The sequence below is a fragment of the Caballeronia catudaia genome (assembly GCF_001544755.2).
In the GTDB taxonomy this organism is placed as follows: domain Bacteria; phylum Pseudomonadota; class Gammaproteobacteria; order Burkholderiales; family Burkholderiaceae; genus Caballeronia; species Caballeronia catudaia.
Window position 1 is genome coordinate 21,651 of record NZ_FCOF02000045.1, and the last position, 20,471, is coordinate 42,121.

Sequence of the window (20,471 nt, forward strand, 5' to 3'; positions counted from 1 at the left end):
GCAGCGCCTTTCGGTGGCGTTGGCGCAGCAGTCGTGTGGGCTTGCCGTCTATCAGAAGCGCACCGGCCTGTATCTGGATCTGTACCTCGGGCAACCTGATCATGGCGGGCGTGTTGTGCCGCAATCTGGTCTATCTGGTGCGCGAGGCATATTTCGGCTTCGTCGGCGATCTGGCGTTCGTCGACAGTGCCGGCGATGACGATCCGCAGTACAGCGGACTGGGTACGCGCTGGCGGTTGCTGTATGTCGAGGCCCATCTGGCGACCCAGTCGTGAGAAGAATCCATGCCGTTCGCCCGACGCCGCATCGATGTGACCTTCGCGTTAGCGAAGTCGACGTTTCCCGATGGCTCGCAGATTCTCGACCTCGAAGGGCATCGCGTGCAGGTGAGCCTCGCAAACAATGGCGGGGGACTGGCGCTGCCGGCGCTGTCGCTGCGCATCTATGGCATGAAGCTGGCCGACATGGGCGTGCTCGCCACGCGCGGCTTGACCGGACTTGCTGTGAAGGGCGATCAGGTGACGGTCTCGGCGGGCACGGTGGATGACACCAATACGGGGCTCATGAACACGATCTTTGTGGGCACGATCTACTCGGCAGTGACCGATTTCATCGGCAGCCCGGACGTGTCGTTCGTCGTGAACGCATCGAGCGGTTTCCTGCAGCGCATTCAGGCGTCGCCACCGAACACCTATCCCGGCCCGCAGGACGTCGCGAGCATCATCGGCGGGCTGGCGAAGCAGGCCGGCTTCGCCTTTCGTAATCATGGCGTGAACGCGAAGATTTCGGGGCAATATCTCGCCGGCACGCTGATGGACCAGATCGAGCGCGTGGCGGGTGCCACGCAGACGCTGGTGCTGCTCGATCAGGGCGTATTGCACATCTGGCCGAATGGTGGGGCGCCGGATTTTCCGCCAGTGACGTTGTCGGCCGAGACGAGCATGCGCGGCTATCCGACCTTCACGCCGACCGGCATCGAGGTGAGCTGCGAATGGAATGCCGCGATCCTGTTCGGCACGACCGCGAACGTGCAGTCAATCGTGCCGATGGCATCCGGGACGTGGCAGGTAATGCGCTCGAGCCATGAACTTTCAACGGTGACGCCGGACGGCGCGTGGTTCAGCACGCTCAATCTTTCGCCTGTGGGGTATCTCGGTGTCAGCCCCAACTGATGTCATGGCGAGTGCGCCGGTGAGTGCCCCGGCGGCGGTCACGAGCGTTCGTCCTTGGTCACTTTCGGGCGAGTATGAACGACAGCGGTCGGTTGTTGAGCAGATGCTTGCGCGGGTACGAACGGCGTATCTCGGCCGAGTCGTTGCGGCTCGCCAGAACGGCGCGGTGCAGGGCGCGGGCACAGTCGACGTTGAACCGCTCGCGGGCCAGCTCGACGGCGCGGGCAATGTGATCGCGCACGGCGTGATTCACGGCGTGCCGTACCTGCGGCTGGCGGGTGGCGCAAACGCGGTGGTTCTCGATCCGCAAGCGGGTGATATCGGACTCGTCGCGGTGTGTGATCGCGACCATTCGTCGGTGATCGCGAACGTGGGCGCAGCCGCACCGGGCAGCCTCCGCAAACACGATCAGTCAGATTCGGTCTATGTGACGACAGTGCTCGGGGCTGCGCCGAAGCAGTACGTGGCGTTCGCGCCCGGCGGAATCGACATCGTTTCGCCTGCGCGGATTCGGCTCGCCGCACCCACGATCGTGCTGCAGGCCGACAGTAGCATTGGTCTGACGGCGGGCAACAAGATCACGGACTCGGCCCCAGCGATTGATCTAGATGGCGCAATTGCGCAGGGTGAGGGTCCAATGGGCGGCTCAGCGAAGATGGCGGGACCGCTGAAGGTGCAGCAGGATGTGACGGCCAGCGGCATCAGCGTGCATGGACACACGCATCGCGATTCAGCGGACGGTGTGACGAGCAAGCCGCTGTGAGGGCGAAAAGGCAGTTTGATCGACCGTGGGTTCAAACACCGGGGCTGCAGTGCCACAACTCTCTAGCGAGTCCCTTCCACACGTATGTCGATCGGCGGAAGGGGGAAGGTTGGGATGACGGTCGGAATGCTTGAACCGAGGCTCATTGGGGTTGTCTTTGCACAACGTAGAGCGACGCTTAAATATGGGAGAATCAGGATCAAGTTAAAAAACAACGTCTCAAAGCGGGGACTGTGATGGATCAGGTAGTTGATAGCGTCGTCTTGCATGCTCGTAATGCACCTCTTCAGCCGGTAAAGCGAATAGTTCGCAACAACGTCCTAGACACTATAGACCGTGCCTTCGAGTCCAGTAGTATTGTCTTTCTTGAGGGGGACCCTCTTTCGGGAAAGTCAGAGCTCGCTGCACAGTTTATGACACGTCACGATGGGCGTGCGATCGGGGCGTTCCTAACGGCCGGCAGTCCAATGTTCTATTCGCCACCGTTCTTGAGACTTACACTCTCTGAGCAAATTCATCTGCTTACGGTCAGGTCAGGGTCCAATATCGAGCCACATGTGAGCGAGGCCGTCTACCATCAGTACATCTTGCGTCTGCAGTCGCTCGGTAGGAAGGAGCCAGTCACATTTGTTGTAGACGGATTGGAAGACTCCGAAAGAGCCGACAGACAAACTACCCTTGATATAGTCTCCGAACTTCCATCGGTACAATCGGAGTTTCGATTCCTGATAACGGGCAGCGAGAGGCTGTATCGCGAATTGAATCTGCAAAAGCGGAATGCGGTGCGCATCCCCCCATTCACGTTGAGTGAACCAGAGACTGAATCGTACCTGTCGGATCTGGAGATGGGCGAGACGGATGTGCGCGCTTTTCATGTGTACACCGGAGGCAATATTGGCTCTTTGCATAAGGTGAGGACGCTGTTAGCGGCGGGTACATCTATCGACGACCTGCTTTCGGAAAAGAAGGGGACTCTCGCAAAGCTATTCGAACACGAATGGGCTGGCTTGCAGGCCGAGGAGGCTACTGAAAGCCTTCTTGCACTGATCGTTTTTTCACACGTTCCGCTCACAACAAGAGCTCTTAGCGAACTGACTAGCTTCCCTGAAAGCGAGATTGAACGGCAGTTGAGACGATGCCGCTTTTTAGATATGTCGGGGAGCGTTTGGTCAATTCGAGCCGAAGCGCAGAGACGATTCATTGCGGACAAACTCCAACACTTGCGTCGACGAGTTGAGGATCAATTGATCGATCGTCTCTTCAGTAAGTCGGAAGAGCACGATTCGGTCGTAGCGCTACCATCTCAGTTAGTCTCCGCCGGAAAACATGTTGAAGCATTGAAAGTGCTTACAGGTGAACACTTCGCACAACTTCTTTCGCATGAAGGCTCACTGCGCTCGCTCAAGAAGCACGCGGAATTCGGAGTGATCTCGGCTCGTAGCGGTGGCGATACATTCTCGGAGCTGCGTTTCTCCATTATTCAGTCAGCGATCAATGGCACGACTCTCGCTGCGAGCTCGACCTATGAAATCGAAGCGCTGCTTTCCTTGGACTTAGATGATGCGGCGGCGGCCCTGGCACTTACCGCATCGACTGCCGAGGAGCGCCTTCGGCAACTCGCGGCCGCAGCGGGGTGTTTTGGGAAAAAGGGAAAAACGCCCCCCGAGCAGGTCGTGGCGACAGTGCGTGAACTCCTCAAGGAACTCGAAAGTGAGTTGACCGAGCCAGTTCTGATCAATATTGCTGCGGATCTTCTACAAGTTGACCAGGACTTAGCGTTACAAATTCTTGAAAAGGCGGCATCCAGTGAACGTGCCGACAAAGCTCCTTCCAACCAAGCAGGCACTAGCGAGGCTAGAGCAGCGAAGGACCAGAGCACCGATGAACCAGTTGCACAGGTTGAAGCTGCTAGCCGCCTCCGGCCCGTGCTGGATGCTGCCGAGTTCTTTGTAAAGAAGATGCCAGCGGACGAACTGCTGAAACGGATCTCGGCACTGGGAGACAGTCACAAGTTATTTCTCCTGCAGAGATGGCTTGAGGTGCATCGAACCAACCACAGAGCATCGGAGATCGCGCTCCTGGCCCTCGACATCGTGCTGCGAGACACCTCGAAGCCGCCTAAGCTCAGAGACCTGCGAGAGATCGCCATCGTCGTTCCCCATATTGCAGACAGACAGCTATCGGAGCGTGTCATATCACGGCTCGAAGCCCAAAGTAGCGAGTTAACCAGTCATGGAACCTCGGAAGACGCCGTTCGATTCAAGATGCTTCTTTTGCGGGCCAAGCAACGCTGGAGTCCGGAAGCAATTGACGGTGATCTAATCGACTTGTTTGCGCAAGTGCATGGCGTCGCAGACGTCGGAATTAGGACGGCATGTTACGCCTGGATGTTGTACCACTTAGGACTTCTGTGCGATAAATATGCAATAGAGAATCGCACCGGCGTCATCGCTGAGACGACTACCCATTTACTAGAGGCAATCGACCTACTCCTCGGTCAAACAGCCGAACACTATACGGCGGCTGTTGACGCTATAAGGGCGATTTGCATGGCTGCTCCGGAACGCGCGATCGAACTCGTTAGGCGATTCAACACGCGCGAGAGGCGCGACAAAGGATTCAGTGCGATTGTTCGGTGCTTGGCGGTTAATAAGACATACAACGACTATGCCCATATTGCGGTAACCGGCATCGAGAGCGTAACAGAGTCAGAACAGCGCGAAAAGTTGATAGTGTTTCTTCTCCATCGCATTACCAATGATCAGGCGGCCGACAATAGCCTCCCAGTAGAGCCAAGGTTGCTCGTGCTATGGAAGAAAATACTTCACAGCACTAGAAAGGTCCAATCCTTGATCTTGACGCATAAGATCATAGCCACGTCGGCGTCTTTGCGAAAGCCGATGACGCTTCTAACCACTGCAAAAGATTTATGGTGCGACATTTCGGACTCTTCCTCGAAGGTCAGCGTTGGCTACTGGGCCGTTAGCGAGCTGGCACCTGCGGACCGCGAAGCCGCGGAAGAATGGTTGCATATGGTTCGAGAGGAAGCACGGTCCTCGGGAGCTCCTTCATTCATGGCGGGTTCGCAGCTTTTTCTGACCGCGGAACTGGCAGGTCGGGTGTTTGCTCGCTTCGTCTCCGAGTTTCCGCAAGAATTCGATACGGCTTTAGCCCGACTCTCGAACGTTGTACGAATGATTCCGGCGTTGGACGAGCAAGCACAGATATGGGCAGAAGTGGGAACATGCCTTTTCTTCCGAGCGAAGCGCGATCTGAGCCAGCGAGTTGTCGAGACGAAGATCGAGCCGATACTGGCAACTGACTTCACGAATGATATACCTCTGCAGAGGCAGATCGTGATCAACGTTGCGCCGCTGCTGTATTTGACGGCGGCTGACTCTGCGAATGCGCGAATCGAGCGCGTTCTAACCAGCGAAGAGGGAGACGTAGCTCGTGATGCCATAGCAGCAACAATTCTAAGGAAGATGTTACCGTCCGACTTCTTTCAAGAACGCGAACGCATGGAGTTTCAGTTATCGTATTCCGAAGCGGTTGCTGTGCTCGCACAGTTAAAGGCGATAAAGAGCGATTCTTTGATCTATCGGAACGTTTCTCGACTGTGTAACAGTCTATGCTCGCGTAAGAATCGTATTTCTATTCGCCGCAATCAAGTCGCCGATATCCTCGTTGATCTGAAGGCGACAGTGGAAAAAAGTCTGCCTGACGAACAGAATATAAAGCATGAAGGCTTCCTTATCGCATGCCTTGCCGAAATATTGCGGTGTCAGATTGCTGAGACAAAGCAGCGAGATAGCGGCCAATGGCTCGCTCTTTTGGATCGTTCTAAGAAAATTGAGAACCGAGCAGACAGAGTAATAGTGGTCAGCATAGTGGCTTCTTGCGCCAATGGCGGCGGACCCTTTGCTGACGGTAAATGGTTCGAGGAGGTGTTGAGCGACGTCCAAAACATTCCATCTGATCGCGACCGCGTCGAACGCTACCAATGGGTGGCTCAGATTCTTGAGCCCTTCGACAAGCCGAAATGCCGTATCACGCTGAAGGCGGGAATGCTTGCATCCACTCATATCCGTGACACTGGAGCGATGGACAAGCGCCAGCGCATCTTAGATCTTGCACATAATATCGACCCGTCGTTTGTTGACGAACTGATAGACCTTCTGGACGAAGATCAGGCTAATGAGGCACCAAGGTCTCTGCTAAAGGAGCATCTCAAATTGCTTGATGCCAGAAAGGAGGCTGCGTCAGATGTTAGCCGCTTAAGTTTGCACGATTATTCGGTGGCCGACCTTACAGAGATTGCTGTGCGAAACATCGGAGCAATGAATGCCGATCGGCAGATACCTCAGTCTGTGAAGCTTTTTATGGACTTGGCTGAGAAAAGCAAGCGTTTCCCGTTTATGCTGACGTATCCGGTATGGCTCTGGATTATTGAGAGTGCTCTCAGAAAGTCAACGCAACAAAACGCTCAGCGTGCGCTTCCTTCATTTTTTGAGAACATATGTTGCGCGGCAGAACTCGCGGTGAACCTCCTGACGCGTAGTGGTGGTGGCCAAAGAGCACCACTTCTCAATGTCGGCGAGACGATCGTGGGGCCTGGCGCACGCGACCAACTTTTCGCTCGTGTTCGGAAGTGGATAGCAGAGCAAGCGGGAGCCGAAATCTTCATCAGTGATCCGTATTTTGGGCCTAATGATTTGGATGTGGTCAAAACTATCGCTGAGGTCTGTCCTGAGAAAGAATTGACGATCTTAACTAGTAGAGAAGAGATCAATCGCGCGACCAAGGGCGCTTCCGCCGAAGAAGCGTTCCGAGAAGCTTGGGACGAAATGTGTGAAGGCGGTCCACCGCAGACTGACGTCGTTGTGGTCGGCTACGGGACAGAGGGTAAGCACCCAATCCATGATCGTTGGATCGTTTCAAGTGGTGGAGGCCTTCGTCTTGGCACTTCGACAAACTCAATGGGCACCGTCCGAATCTCAGAGATTTCTGAGATGGACGTTTCGCAAGCTGCCGAGAAGATCAACGCGATTAAGCACGTACTCGACCGTTCGACTCGTCACTGGGACGGGCAGAAGTTGCATCGTTCTAGGTTCACGCTGTGACAGGCGTAGCGTTGCTGGCATCGCACGTTTGGTGGCTCAGGCGATGCGTACGCTTCTGCTAGACCTCACGAGATGGGACTTGTGCCTCGATGCCGCAGGCGACATCGCCTGCGCGACTGATCCATATCAGGTCGCGCAAGATGTAGCCAGCGCGATCCGCACCTTTCGTGGCGAGTGCTTTTACGACACGACTCTCGGCATCCCATATTGGCAGGCAGTGCTCAGTCAATTGCCGCCGGCCTCGTTTATTCGTTCCGAACTTGTGAAAGCGGCGCTCACGGTACCGAACGTGGCGGCAGCAAGCGTGACGCAACTCGTGCTCAACGACCGACAGGTAACTGGCGAGATAGACGTCACCGACACGAGTGGTAACACGCAGACCGCCGCCTTCTGACCTGTAGTTCACCACCGCGGGCAAACCTCTTCGCACAGCTATGGAGACCAACGTCCCCCCGATCCAGTTCACGGATCAGGGACCGGTTATGCCAGCCGAATCTGCGGTCCTCGCGGGCGTGCAGGCCGACTTCAATGCCGCATTCGGCGGCGGCGTCAATCCGGGCCTGACGACACCGCAGGGGCAACTTGCACAGTCGCTCACCGCCATCATCGGCGACAAGAACGACGACATCCTCGAAGTCTCGAACCAGGTCGACCCGGACGTGGCGTCGGGCCGCTGGCAGGACGCAATCGGGCGTATCTACTTTCTGAACCGCATCGCAGCGTCGGGCACCGTCGTCACCGCGACATGCATCGGGCTGGTGGGCGCGGTGATTTCCGCCGGGTCGGTGGCGCAGGATGTCAACGGCTATCTGTACGCGTCGACGGCCGCCGTGACGATCGGTGCTTCCGGCAAGACCGACGTGGCGTTCCAGTGCCAGACGATGGGTCCTATCGCCTGTCCGATCGGCGCGCTCGCAACCATTTACACGGCGGCACAGGGGTGGGATCGCGTCACCAATGCGACGGCCGGCACGCCGGGGCAGTTGGCTGAGTCGCGTGCAGCCTTCGAAGCACGGCGGCGTCTGTCGGTCGCGATCAACTCGGTCAACGGCGTGCAGTCGGTCTACGGCGCAGTGCTCAACGTGCCGAACGTGCTCGACGCCTTCGTGATCGACAATCCGACTAGCGAAGTGGTGCAGTACGGCTCGACGCGTTATCCGCTGCTCGCCCACTCGCTGTTCGTTTCCGCCTTGGGCTGTGATCCCGCTGCCATTGCGGCGGCCATCTGGAGCAAGAAGGCGCCTGGCTGCGACTACAACGGCGACACGGCCTACATCGTTACCGACACCAGCTACGATCCACCGCAGCCGCAGTACACCATCAAGTGGGTGACGCCCGCGCCGGTGCAGTGCTTCTTTGCCGTGACGATCCAGGCGAATGACCAACTGCCCGCCGACATCACGCAGCGGATCCAGCAGGCGATCATTGCCGCGTTCAACGGTGAGGATGGGGGCGCGGCAGCGCGCATCGGTTCGACCACCTACGCGGGGCGTTACTACGCCGGGGTGGCCGCCACCGACTCGAACGTGAACATCTTCTCGATTGCGCTCGGTACCGATCCGATGGACGTTACACAGACGTCGCTTGCGTTCGGCATCGATCAGTATCCGACGCTTGATCCATCGAACGTTTCCGTGCTGCAGGTCGCATCGTCATGAGAAATTGGACCGACACGCTGCTGGCGCAGTACGCGAACTCGCCGACGCTCACTGCGATCATCGACTGCCTGAATCAGGACCTCGATCCGCAGGCAGATCTCGACGCCTTCTACGACACGATCTGGAATGTCGCAACGGCCATCGGCTACGGACTCGACGTGTGGGGCAAGATCGTCAATGTGAAGCGGGGCGTTTCCGCGGCCTTGCCGCCCGCTGAGCTTGGTTTCGCGGAAGCCTTTGATCGCGCCAACGCTTCGCTGGGTGTGCAGCCGTTCAACTGTGGCGTGTTCAACGACGGCTCGCCGGCCGTGGTGCGCAACGTCGCACTCGACGACGGCACCTACCGCACGCTCGTCATGACCAAGGCGATGGCCAACATCACCGACTGTTCGTGCGCGTCGTTGAACCGCTTGCTCGGGTATCTGTTTGCCGGGCGAGGGCGCTGCTATGCACTCGACACCGGCGCGATGACGATGCTGTATGTGTTCGAGTTCGATCTGTCGATTCTCGAAGCGGCGTTTCTGACGCAATCCGGCGTGCTGCCGCGCCCGACCGGCGTGTTGTGCAACATCGTCGTCGCCTCCGTCGACGTGTTCGGGTTCTCGAATCCGGCTCAGGACTTCCAGCCCTTCAATCAGGGCGTGTTTGCGGGCGGCGTGCTCGCGGCGTCGTGAATCATGCAAGCTGACCAGTCACCGGCCCTCGTCACGCTGCCTTTCGCGGCCAACGCACTCAGGAACGTCATCCCTGAGTCGTCGCAAACCGGTGTGGCTGCTGGTGCGGCGTCGCTCAACGACGGCTTCCCACCGGCGACGATGCAGCCCAAGACGCAGGGCGGCGTGCCACCCGATGGGAAAGACTTCAACGGCATCCTGTTCCTGCTGTCGGCGGTCGCGCGCTGGATGCAGGCGGGTGGGTCGTTCGCGTATGATCCGGCATTCAAGGCCAATCCGAATCTCGGCGGGTATCCGAGGGGTGCGACTGTCCTGCGCGCCGACTTGAACGGCTTCTGGTTCAACACCACCGACAACAACACGACCAACCCAGACGCCAAAGACGGCAGTGCTCGCAACTGGATCGCGCTGAATGCCGATTGGAACGCTGCGAGCGGTCCGGGCGCCATCCAGAATCGGCCGACGCTTGCGAAGGTCGCAACGACCGGCCAATACAGCGATCTGAGTGGCACACCGACCGCGTTCATCCCGCCCGGGGCGTTGTTGCCCTTCATGGGCAGCGCCGTGCCGGTGGGGTACCTGCTTGCCAATGGCGCAGCCGTCTCACGCCAGACCTATGCGGCGCTGTTCGCCGCGATCGGTACCACCTACGGGGCGGGCAATGGCTCGACCACCTTCAATCTGCCGGATACGCGCGGCGTATGCCTGCGCGGACTCGACAACGGCCGCGGTCTCGACCCCGGGCGGGCGCTGGGCTCGTACCAAGCCGACAGCTACGCCTGGCACGGTCACGGCGTGAGCGACCCGGGCCATGCTCACGGCGTCGCCGATCCCGGCCACGCGCATGGCGTCTACGATCCCGGGCACGGACATGGCGTGGGCGACCCCGGCCACTCGCACTCGATGCCTGCGGGTGGCTGGGTTCAGTCCGGCACCGACAATGGCGGCTCTTGCGCGGTGAGCCCGCCGAACCAGTACGGGGCGTACAACCGCGCCATCAACAACACGAACAGCAACGGAACGGGCATCTGGATCGGCGCCTCAAACGCGAATATCGGCATCTACGGCAGCGGCACGGGCATCGGCATCTATGGCAGTGGCACCGGCATCAGCATTGTCGCGGCGGGCGGCGCGGAAACGCGCGGTAAGAATCTGCCCGCCAATTTCATCATCGCATACTGAATCGCCAACTGAGTCACCTTCGGAGCGTTCAATGGAGAACCTGACACGCGCATACCAACTCGACGAGCAGGGCGTGCTGGTGGGCGAGACGATGGTGCAGGAAGACCCGATGGAGCCGGGCGTGTATCTGTTGCCACCGGGCTGTGTGCTGCTGGCGCCCCCTGCCGTCGATGCCGACACGCAGGTCGTCCGGTATCGGGACGGCGCATGGGACGTTCACGATCGTCCTTCTTCGTCGGAGCCGACGACCGCACCGGTCGAAGCCGATGTCTCGACGCCACGGGCCGTGTCGGCCATCGTTCCGACGCAGGCCAATCAGCCCAAAGCCGGCGAGCATGAGATCGCCTTGATCGTCGATGGGCAATGGGCCGTCGTCGCCGACTGGCGCGGGACGGCGTATTGGCTACCTAATGATGACACGGCGGGTCCCGCGGCCACCGAGCACCGCATCACCGAACTGGGTCAGACGCCACCGGATGGCGCGTTGTTCTCGCCACCGCCGGCCCCATTGCGTGTGTCCTCTACGAGCTTGGCCGACGCGCAGGCGGTGCAGATCGCGACGCTGCGCTCAGCCTGGCAGTCGGCCACCGAGTGTCCGGTCAACTTCACAACGGCGGCGGGCCACGCCGATGGTTTCGCCTGCGACGCCGCCAGTGTGGCGAAGCTCGACGCGATGCTGGCAGCGTATGCGCAAAGCGGAACCTGGCCGCCCAACCTCTGGCTGAACGCGTCCGGGATGCCGGTCACGCCCTTTACCTTCGCCGACATGCAGGCGCTCGCGCGAGCCGTCGCCGACCGGGCGACGCCTGACTATGAAGCGTTGCTGTTGAAGATCGGCCAGGTCATGGCGGCGGCGACCACCGACGAAGTTCAAGCGATCGGGCTGTGAACGCAGCTGAAGGCCGCCCAAGGATAGGATCATGCGACAGACTGACAGACCACCGCCGGTGACGGTGCCGTTTGCGCAGAACGGCAGCCGCAACGACATTCCGGTCAGCTCACAGATCAGCGTCACGAAAGGTGCGGCGTCCTTCAACGACGGCTTCCCGCCGTTGACGATGACGAGCCCGCTGAAGGGCGGCATTCCGCCGTTCGGTCAGGACATGAACGGCGTCCTGTTCGTGCTCTCGCGGATCGCGCGCTGGGTGATGAGCAGTGGGGCGCTCGCCTATGACACGGCGTTCGCCACCGATCCGAACATCGGCGGCTATCCAGCGGGGGCGCTGCTGCTGCGCGTGGACGCTCAGGGCACCATTCAGGGCTTTTGGCTGAACGGCGTGGACAACAACGCAACCAATCCCGATGCGACGGATGGCAGCGCCGCCGGGTGGATGTCACTCAACGCCGACTGGAACGCCACCAGTGGACCCGGCGTCATCCGAAACCGGCCCACGCTCGCGAAGGTGGCGACCAGCGGCAAGTACAGCGACCTCGCCGGTACGCCACCTTCGCCGGTCAATACCGACTGGAGCGCGGAATCTGGCCTTGCCGAGATCCGGAATCGGCCCGATCTGGCGGCCGTGGCGACTAGCGGCAAATATGAAGACCTCGTCGATCCACCCGCCATCCCGGCGGAGCAAGTCAACGCCGACTGGGATGCGGATTCCGGATTTGCCGAAATTCTCAACCGCCCCAATCTGGCGAAGGTGGCGACCAGCGGCAACTACGCGGACCTCACAGGCGAGCCGCAGTTCGAGACGCCGCCGCAGTTCGACCACAGCACCGCGCCGGCCACGACCGAATTCGTGCAGCGCGCGCTCGGGAGTTTTTCGGGGCAGGTCACGCTCAACGACGACACAAAGCTCAAAGCATCCCACGCCGGCATGGCGATCCAGTGGGCCGGCGCGGACGGCGGCAAGATCACGCTTGCGCGCACGTCGACGCTGCCGCTCAATGCCGTCGCGTTCCTCATCTATCACCACGGCGCAGGGGTGCTCAACCTGCTCGCGCAGGGCAATGATTTCATCTGGATGGGCGGCCCCGACGCGGCGCCTGGCGTCGTCCTCGCGCACGGCGAGTTCGCGCTGTGCCTTGCTCGGGTGAACGGCGAATACGATGTGCTCGTCACACGGCTGCCGGTCAACGCGGACTGGGACGCCGGGGCCGGAGCCGCCCACATCCTGAATCGGCCGGATCTCGCCCAGGTGGCGACTTCCGGCCAGTACGCGGATCTCTCGGGCACGCCGACGATTCCCGCCGCGCAGGTCAACAGCGACTGGAACGCGACGCAGGGCGTAGCGATGATCCTCAACAAGCCCTCATCGCTCAGTGGCTTGGCCTCGGGCCTGCAGATCGAACTCGGCTACGCGGGAACCCGCGGCATCGACAAGGGCGACCATTACGAGCTGGATTTCAGCACGGGCACCAGCCCATTCGGAGGCTTCCCGTTCACGCTGAACGGCGACAATTCGATCTCGGTCCCGTCGGGTATGTATCTGGTCGATGCCGACATCGAGATTCTCGCGCCCGTCGAGGACGACTGGCAAATACCTGCACAGGTGATCTTCTCGGTGTGCAACGGATACGGGTATCCGGGCGTTTATCAGCAGGCGGTCCGGCGTTTCCCCGATCCGCCGCTGAGCACGCAGAAAAAGGGCGGGACGCTCGGCTCGCTGGTCCGCTCTCCATTTCAGCGGGGGACCACGTGTTCCTCGCAGTCCAATCGATCTATTCGAAATGCCAATGCATCGAGTCCTGAGAACAATCCGAATTATGCGGACTACGATCTGTTACTGACTGTTGGCAATAAAAATTTAGGTCACAATCAACCTGTTTAAGCCGAATTGCAAAGCGAATTCGTGGCATGTGATCCGATGGGGCGTAGCGCAACGCTTCAGTATTGCCGTCGAGCCGACGGCGCAAGTTCAGCAGGGAGTTTTTGCATGTCGATGGTGTTACCGAGCCAGGCGTATAGCCTAGTGCTCAAGCCGCAGCCTGCCCCGATATCGGTATCGGGCTTTAATGGCGAATCTGCCATTAGTCAGCTATACAAATATCACATCGAATTCACCAGTCCGGTCGCTGACATCGGAATGGATCAAGTCGTGGGTCGGCAAGCTAAATTTACGATCGAGCCGGTGGACCCGGATATGGCCTACCTGACACGTATGTTCGGCGAGCGGGCCAAGCAATTCAGCAAAATGCCCGGTGTGTTCTCGACGCACGGGGTGATTGACGCATTCGAAAATATTGGCACGTCGGCGGACGAAACCCGGTATCGCGTCACGCTCGTGCCGAAAATCGCAGAACTCGCGCGCGCGCGAAAATGCAGATTGTTTCAAAAACAATCTGTTATTGAAATAATCACGGATTGTCTACGCCACTACGGCTATCGCTTGGGCGTGGACTTCGACTTCCAGAAGCTGCGCGGCAAGTACAAGCGGCACGAGTATATCACTCAGTATCACGAATCGACTTTCGCATTCATCCAAAGACTGTGTGCCGAAGAGGGGGTTTGGTTCCGGTTCGAGCAAAAACACGACCGCGCCGTCATCATATTTGGCGATGATCTGGATGCCTACGCGCGCAAGAAGCGGATCATTCCGTTTCGCCTCTATTCGGGCCTTGAGAGCGCCGGTGCGGAGTCGATTCGTTCGCTCAGAACCATCACCAGGCGCGTACCCGAAGCGATCCAGTTGAACGATTATAACCATCGGCAGGCGGATGTGTCGCCGCTGGTGGAAGAGAATGCCGCGCCTGCGGACAAGACCACGGACGGTGTCGATAACCACTGGGGCGAGCACTATGAAACCCGCGAAGAGGGTAAGGCGATCGCACGTCGGCGCCATGAAGAGCATCTCGCTACACAGATCACCTTCCGGGCACGGGGTAATCCGTTCTCGCTCGAAGCGGGTGAGGCAGTCAATCTGGACGTGAATCCGAAGGATGCGCCGCACGGGCTTCTGGTGACATCGATCCGTTTTGGTGGCGGTCGACGCACGTCGTACTGGTGCGCGTTCCGGGCGATTCCGGCGGACCGGAGATGGCGCACGAGCATCGACTCGGTCGCGAAACCGAAAATCGAAGGCATCCTGCCAGCGCGAATCGATTCGCCGGGAAAATACACCTATGGCTATGTGACCGAGAAGGGCCTGTACGTCACGGCGATGCCGTTCGATCTGGACGAGTGGAGTCCGGGTGGGCGCAGCCGCGCGATCCGCATGATGAGGCCGTATGCGGGGTCGAACTACGGGCATCATTTCCCGCTGATCGATGGGACCGAGGTCGCACTGATTTTTACAAATCAAGATCCGAATCGCCCGGTGATCGCCGGCTCACTTCATGACAGCCTGAATCCGGATCTGGTCAACAACCTCAACAACACGCGAAATCTTATCCGCTCGGCCGCGCTCAACGAGATGCGCATGGAGGATAAGCGCGGTTATGAGCACATCCATCTTACTACGCCGTATCAGACCAGTGAGCTGAATCTGGGGCACATGGTCGATGGGGATCGCAAGGAGCGGGGAAAAGGGGCGGAGCTGCGCAGCGATGAGCACATAGCGCTGAGAGGAGGTAAAGGCGTCTTCATATCTGCAGACGCGCAGTATGCGGCGCAGGGAGCGCAACTTGACATGCAACCTGCGCAAGGGTTGCTTCAACAGGCCCTACAGCAGATGGAGTCGCTCGCCGGCGCGGCAGCGGCGGCGCAGGCCATCGCGGCGGACTACGAGAAGCAGAAGACTCTGCTCGATGGCACCCTCACAGAACTCAAGAAATCCGGCGTGCTCGTGAGCGCTCCCGCAGGCATAGGCCTGGTATCGGGCGATCACCTGCAACTGAGTGCGGACCAGAACATCATCGCGACAGCGGGAGGAAACGCAGACATCGGCGTGCTAAAGCGCTTTACGGTTGCAGCTGGCGAGGCGATTTCAATCTTCGCGCAGAAGCTCGGCCTGAAGCTTTTCGCCAAGGGCAAGGTCGAAGTCCGTGCGCTGGACGACGAAATGGCGCTGGCCGCGCTCAAGGACTTGACCATCACAAGCGTTGACGGCCGGTTGGTGTTGTCGGCTTCGAAGGAGGTGTGGATCGGCGCAGGCGGCTCGTACATCAAGATCAACGCCAACAGCATCGAAAACGGAACCCCAGGCGACATTCTTGAGAAATGCGCTTCATGGGACAAGCCTGGCGCGTCGTCGATGCGCTTGCCAGCCCCGCAATTGACCTCAGGCGATCTGAAGGGTTGCGCGTGGCGATCGGCTGCAGCTTCAGCTGAAAGCGCATCCAGTGTCGCATTGGACTGAGGTTCGCACATGACATTCGCCTCATCCAAAACTCAAATTGCTGACCCGATGCCGGGGACCAATCCGGCCGACAAAGTAGTCGATGCATTGCGGCAACATCACCGGGAGCATCCGGGCGATCACTGCTATCTGGTGATCGACCCGTCTTTGCGGATACTGGAGGACCGGCCAGATGACGGCGTGTTTTTTAGCCGAATGACGGCTCATCCGGTTCCGATAGAGCACGGTGCCTTTCCGTCCGAACACCGTCCGAAACTGCTTGAGATCGACTTGTCCGATCCGCTTGGGGTCGCATTATTGCGCGAAGCCGTTCGCATCGCGTTCGCGGACCGAAACCCTGCCGAGCTCGCGCGTGGCCACGGTCAGCGCGTCGGCGGATGGTTGTTCAGCGGCGCACCAATCGACGATATTGTGGCTCACTGGTCCGCTGTCCTCCTGCAACGCGACGAGCGGGGCCAACAGCGCGTGTTGCGGTTCTATGATTCTCGGGCGTTGAGCTTGATGTGGCCGGTACTCGACGCGCAGCAGCAGCGAACCCTGCTCGGCCCTGTGCAGGCCTGGTTCGCACTGGATGCGAGCGCCAATCTCGTCACCTATACCGCGAAAGGGGCGATGCAGCCCCGCCTTGATCTTTCTGATGATCAGTGGCGTGTGTTGCACCGGCAGAGTCACGTCAATCGGGCGCTGAGTCTCTTCATGCACGACGTGGACCGTCAGCCGTCCGAGAGCGAAGTCGCCGCTGCGCAAGTCGCAGCAGCACGCGCGGACTATCTCGGGCTGTCAGATCGCGACGACATTGTGAAGTTTGTTGGATACGCATTGTCATGGCATCCCAAGTTCTACGAACATCCGGTTGTCGACGCCGCCTTCAAGGCGCTCGCTAAAGATGCGCTGCACTGCGCGGTCGTTGATGAGTTTGATGCTGGACTAATCGATGACGTTCAAAGCGGTCGTTGGCTTAAGCAAACAGCGTAGCCCCGCAACGCTCCGCGTCGAAAATAACACTCAAAATAAAACAGACTTCACATGGCAATCGATAACAGCGCCTCGTGCGACAACTGCAAGAAGGCGGGGCTACCCATCCTCCCCGTGCGTTACACCGTGGTACCGAAGGTCGTTTCTGCACATCTTCCGAGCGGAATCAGTGGCGAACAGGTGAACAGCGTCAAGCTGACCGAGCACAACTATGCGCTACGCACTTTGCGTGAGGGTTGGCTCTATTTGTTTTACGCCAAGGGAGCGCGTGGTCGAAATTATTGGGAAGCGTATAAGGTGACCGAAGATGGCCGGATCTGGAAGCAGTCCCTTCCGCTGCCCGCCACGCCGGTCACGCACCCGTCCTGTGCGAAGGCTGGCGTTGCGGTCCCGATGGAAATCATCGCGATCGAGCAACCGGAAAAATGCGGCGAAGTGTTCATTGCGTTCTCGGAACATAGCTGGCACAAGGAGACCTTCAAGCGCTACGCACAGGATGAAAAGCTTCGCCGGCAACGCATGCAATGCATCGAACCTGCGAAGTGGGCGGCCGGAGGAACGAACACGCATGCGGTGACCGCGACGCAGCAAAGCATCGACCAGGTCATCGAATATATGCCGGGTTTGGATTCGAAGCTGTTGAATCCGGGGCAGATAAAGAACCTGAGCAAAGAAGATGGCACGTACGACACGAAGTTGATCAGGCGCGAGGCCACACGCTATCCGCTCAAGATTCGGCAGGCTACACCGGCATCGGCGAGCAAGCAGCTTGTCGACGTAATGAACGACGTCGGCAAGAACAAAGGGGCGCAACCTCACCCGCCGATGTTGCTGGCCTTGTGGGATGCGGTTGGAAACGCGCATGAGCTGAACGGCTTTCGCAATGATGCGATGAGCATGTTGGACGTGTACGTTCGCGAGCGTGCGCAGCAGGTAGATGCGATGCAATCGATCGACTCAGCGGAGATCGCGGTGCGCAATGGTGCAGTGGCCTCCAAAAGTGCGATGCGATCCGCTATGGCTGGTGCCGTCGAAAGCATGAAGCGAAGCGGCGGCGGGCTGGGGTCGGACGGCTTCCTGATGCCTTCGATGAGCGATGACGATTACAAGGCAATCGATCAGGCTGCAAATAAGGCCGGTGAGATCAGTCCGGCCGAAGCGAAGCTAATTGGCGAAGCGAAGTGGAACAGCGAATATCTGCCCAAGCTGAATCTGGGCAAACTTATGGCGTTTCGACCGTGGTTTGCGTCTGTGCAAGGCGCGATAACCAACATACAGGCAAATCGCGCGCCGGACGTGGGAGCCTGGTTAAAAGCTCCCTTGTTCATTGCGACGCTCAACGACTATCACGATGATAATTTGGCCTGTGGCATAGCGTTCGCGGCAGTGATCGCCGAGGCGGTGACCGGTCTAGGATCAGAGGCGAAGGGCGAGCAGATTCTGTTTGATTTGGTCAACAACATGGACCCGACGCAGCCCGAGAGTGTGGTTTGGCGCGCCTTTGCATCGAACCAGAAAAAGCCGAAGGATGAGTTAAAGGAAGTATTAGAGGCCGCGACGAAGTACAAGGAGACTCCGTGGCAGACCTTTACGGGTGGCTTGGATTCGATCGGGATCTACCTCGATAAGCTGAAGTCGTTCACGGATTTCCGGGACAAGATGGGTGAGGTGACCGAGCATGAATTTCCGGTGTCTGGAACGGAAAGAGCATTAAAAGCGATGAAGGTTGATCGCTTGGTCATGGTGATTGCCACGCCGTTGTTCAAATGGACGGGACTGGGTAAGTTCAGCGATTGCACAGGTGCGTTCATGATTCGTGGGGCGTTAATGATGCACGCGGGCATTGCGCGCGCCGACGCAATTGGGTTGGTGAAGCAGTCGGCGAGGACCGAGCTTGTGTTGAGCAATAAATTGCGAGCCGAGTTCTTAGCATTGCGTCTTCAGGGCGTGAAGGCCGGCGAGGCTTATACGAAAGCTTTGATGAACGTTGCGGATGCCGAAGAAGGCAAGTTGCTGCGTGCCAAGTGGAACGCTGTTCGTCTCACACCCCAAGGCGATGCGGCGGCCACAGGAATGCGACTGGCGGGAACGCTTGCCATTATCGAATTGTTCTCTTTCGGTTCGATTCTGGCGAAGGAGAATAAGTCAGGCGAAGACTATGCGCTGCTCGTCGCCAGTGGGTTTTCGTCAACCTCTGCCTGCTTGCAGTTGCCGATGAAGGCGATGGCGACAATGGCGAAGGATGCGGCGGGCACGCTGGCGAATTTGAAGGCTATCACCGGCTACTGTAGTGGCGCTTCTTCGATGATCGGGGCAGTGCTTGATTTTCGTAAAGCAGTTCTTACTGGTAAGAAGGGGGACGTCAAGATCGCTCTCGCTTACTTTGTGAAGTCGGCGTTAGGTGCGGGAGCAGCCAGTGCGAATCTTCTGACCGCTTTGACGTCGTCCGCACCCATGATTGCACGTGCGACTGGCGGAAAGGGCTTGGTATGGCTCGGGAAGGCGAATGCAGGAATGGCTGGGGCGACAGCCCGGACGGCTGAGCTAGCTCGTGCAACAGAAGCCGGAGTTAGTGCCGCTGCTCGTCGAGAAGCAGCCGATCTCGCGGGCAAGGCCGCAGTCGGAGCCGTTGCCGAAGAGGTGGGAATTGTCGTAGGCGAACGGGGCGCATTGCTGTTATTGGGCAGAGCAGTTTTGTTCTTGGCAGGGTGGGAGGTTGCGGTCGTTCTCATGGTGATCCAATTCTTGGTCTGGTATTTTTCCGATAATGATTTACAAACATGGCTAGAAAAATGTTGGTTTGGAAAGTCGCCAAACAACCCGTTGTGGGACTCGAGCCAGCAGCGAGCAGAATTTGATAAAGCTCTTGCTGCAACCGGACTTAAGTCCGAAGAGGTCACTCAGTGAATTCAAGAAAAAATCAATCTGCACCTACCCAATTACTACGGGGAAAAATTCAGAATCTACGCAAAGAGCGCCGTAGTCGTGATTTCTTCTTCACCGATTCGGATCGTGCGCGAATGGGCGCGACCGCGATAGCGGTCGGCCTTGCTGGATTGGGAGGAATTGCAACAGGGCTAAGCGGTGTCGCACTTGACACGACAGAGGAGGCTGACCTATTGGAGTTCGATTTAGAAGGCCAGAGAGTACGGGCTTGGGTGTGGGTGTCAGTATTTAAAGACGGTGACGAGGTCGAAGTCGTTGCTGAGCGAGGAGCCACGGAATGGCAAGCCTTCGGAGTCCGGCGCATCAATGACGGTATCGTGGCGTTGCACCCGCATTGCAGTAGAGGGCGCTACGCACACTATAAAAAATCGGCAAAGCTATTTTTTAAAGTTATGGCAATTTTTTTCACGGCATTCTACGCGATGGGCCTCGTGGTTTGTCTCTTCCAGTCTTTAACTTGGTCGGAATGGAAGGGTCTATTGCCCATTTTTTTGGGAGGTACACTAATATCGATGGGCATATACGGAGTAATCGCCTATCGAATCGCTTCGAAGTTCATGGGCTTTGTCCGGCTAGCGGAAGGTATATTCGAAGGTTTCGGCTGGAAAGATGTCAGAAACATAGACCTCCCGGCTATGACGATGAAGAGCAAGCAACCCGGCGAACCGGGTCCGCTGGGCATCCTATATTTCCGCTACAACGAAGTCAGCGGAGATAGACGTTGAACTCGAAGAC

General features: G+C 58.6%; 14 protein-coding genes. All 14 read left to right on the forward strand.

The window, feature by feature from the left end:
- Window positions 1-41: 41 nt before the first annotated feature.
- The 14 genes from AWB75_RS30200 (at window position 42) to AWB75_RS30265 (ending at window position 20,461) form a co-directional block, all read left to right on the forward strand.
- Complete coding sequence (locus AWB75_RS30200; protein WP_235012296.1) at window positions 42-275, forward strand: phage baseplate plug family protein; 234 nt, start codon at window positions 42-44, stop codon at window positions 273-275.
- Between the two features lie 9 nt (window positions 276-284).
- Window positions 285-1,172, forward strand: a complete 888-nt coding sequence (locus AWB75_RS30205; protein WP_061127685.1) for a baseplate hub protein — start codon at window positions 285-287, stop codon at window positions 1,170-1,172.
- 4 nt (window positions 1,173-1,176) lie between these two features.
- Entirely contained in the window at window positions 1,177-1,935 is a 759-nt protein-coding gene (locus AWB75_RS30210; protein WP_143746534.1) for an oxidoreductase, read from the forward strand.
- 557 nt (window positions 1,936-2,492) lie between these two features.
- Window positions 2,493-7,058 carry a hypothetical protein gene (locus AWB75_RS30215; protein WP_143746535.1) on the forward strand — a complete coding sequence of 1,522 codons (4,566 nt, stop codon included), beginning with the start codon at window positions 2,493-2,495 and terminating at the stop codon, window positions 7,056-7,058.
- A gap of 79 nt (window positions 7,059-7,137) precedes the next feature.
- Complete coding sequence (locus AWB75_RS30220; RefSeq protein WP_235012297.1) at window positions 7,138-7,452, forward strand: hypothetical protein; 315 nt, start codon at window positions 7,138-7,140, stop codon at window positions 7,450-7,452.
- An 88-nt stretch (window positions 7,453-7,540) separates the two neighbouring features.
- Window positions 7,541-8,716 carry a baseplate J/gp47 family protein gene (locus AWB75_RS30225; protein WP_087087002.1) on the forward strand — a complete coding sequence of 392 codons (1,176 nt, stop codon included), beginning with the start codon at window positions 7,541-7,543 and terminating at the stop codon, window positions 8,714-8,716.
- On the forward strand, window positions 8,713-9,390 hold the full coding sequence (locus AWB75_RS30230; RefSeq protein WP_061127689.1) for a DUF2612 domain-containing protein: 678 nt from the start codon (window positions 8,713-8,715) through the stop codon (window positions 9,388-9,390). The genes AWB75_RS30225 and AWB75_RS30230 overlap by 4 nt, the downstream gene beginning before the upstream one ends.
- A gap of 3 nt (window positions 9,391-9,393) precedes the next feature.
- Window positions 9,394-10,572, forward strand: a complete 1,179-nt coding sequence (locus AWB75_RS30235) for a tail fiber protein (protein ID WP_087087004.1) — start codon at window positions 9,394-9,396, stop codon at window positions 10,570-10,572.
- Window positions 10,573-10,603: 31 nt separating this feature from the next.
- Window positions 10,604-11,461: a hypothetical protein gene (locus tag AWB75_RS30240; protein ID WP_061127691.1), complete on the forward strand. Its 858-nt coding sequence runs from the start codon at window positions 10,604-10,606 to the stop codon at window positions 11,459-11,461.
- Between the two features lie 31 nt (window positions 11,462-11,492).
- On the forward strand, window positions 11,493-13,349 hold the full coding sequence (locus AWB75_RS30245) for a hypothetical protein (RefSeq protein WP_143746536.1): 1,857 nt from the start codon (window positions 11,493-11,495) through the stop codon (window positions 13,347-13,349).
- A 105-nt stretch (window positions 13,350-13,454) separates the two neighbouring features.
- Complete coding sequence (locus tag AWB75_RS30250) at window positions 13,455-15,815, forward strand: type VI secretion system Vgr family protein (protein WP_061127693.1); 2,361 nt, start codon at window positions 13,455-13,457, stop codon at window positions 15,813-15,815.
- A 9-nt stretch (window positions 15,816-15,824) separates the two neighbouring features.
- The gene (locus AWB75_RS30255; protein ID WP_061127694.1) at window positions 15,825-16,790 is read left to right on the forward strand and encodes a DUF4123 domain-containing protein; all 966 of its coding nucleotides are present in this window, start codon (window positions 15,825-15,827) and stop codon (window positions 16,788-16,790) included.
- Window positions 16,791-16,841: 51 nt separating this feature from the next.
- On the forward strand, window positions 16,842-19,697 hold the full coding sequence (locus AWB75_RS30260) for a T6SS effector BTH_I2691 family protein (protein WP_061127695.1): 2,856 nt from the start codon (window positions 16,842-16,844) through the stop codon (window positions 19,695-19,697).
- Window positions 19,694-20,461 (forward strand): putative type VI secretion system effector, encoded by a 768-nt coding sequence (locus AWB75_RS30265; protein ID WP_061127696.1) that lies wholly within the window; start codon window positions 19,694-19,696, stop codon window positions 20,459-20,461. Before AWB75_RS30260 ends, AWB75_RS30265 begins: the two co-directional genes overlap by 4 nt.
- Window positions 20,462-20,471 lie beyond the last annotated feature (10 nt).

Coding starts and splice junctions, on each gene's coding strand:
- AWB75_RS30250 (WP_061127693.1), top strand. CDS start 13,455: ATGTCGATGGTGTTACCGAGCCAGGCGTATAGCCTAGTGCTCAAGCCG.
- AWB75_RS30225 (WP_087087002.1), top strand. CDS start 7,541: ATGCCAGCCGAATCTGCGGTCCTCGCGGGCGTGCAGGCCGACTTCAAT.
- AWB75_RS30235 (WP_087087004.1), top strand. CDS start 9,394: ATGCAAGCTGACCAGTCACCGGCCCTCGTCACGCTGCCTTTCGCGGCC.
- AWB75_RS30230 (WP_061127689.1), top strand. CDS start 8,713: ATGAGAAATTGGACCGACACGCTGCTGGCGCAGTACGCGAACTCGCCG.
- AWB75_RS30210 (WP_143746534.1), top strand. CDS start 1,177: ATGGCGAGTGCGCCGGTGAGTGCCCCGGCGGCGGTCACGAGCGTTCGT.
- AWB75_RS30245 (WP_143746536.1), top strand. CDS start 11,493: ATGCGACAGACTGACAGACCACCGCCGGTGACGGTGCCGTTTGCGCAG.
- AWB75_RS30255 (WP_061127694.1), top strand. CDS start 15,825: ATGACATTCGCCTCATCCAAAACTCAAATTGCTGACCCGATGCCGGGG.
- AWB75_RS30240 (WP_061127691.1), top strand. CDS start 10,604: ATGGAGAACCTGACACGCGCATACCAACTCGACGAGCAGGGCGTGCTG.
- AWB75_RS30260 (WP_061127695.1), top strand. CDS start 16,842: ATGGCAATCGATAACAGCGCCTCGTGCGACAACTGCAAGAAGGCGGGG.
- AWB75_RS30205 (WP_061127685.1), top strand. CDS start 285: ATGCCGTTCGCCCGACGCCGCATCGATGTGACCTTCGCGTTAGCGAAG.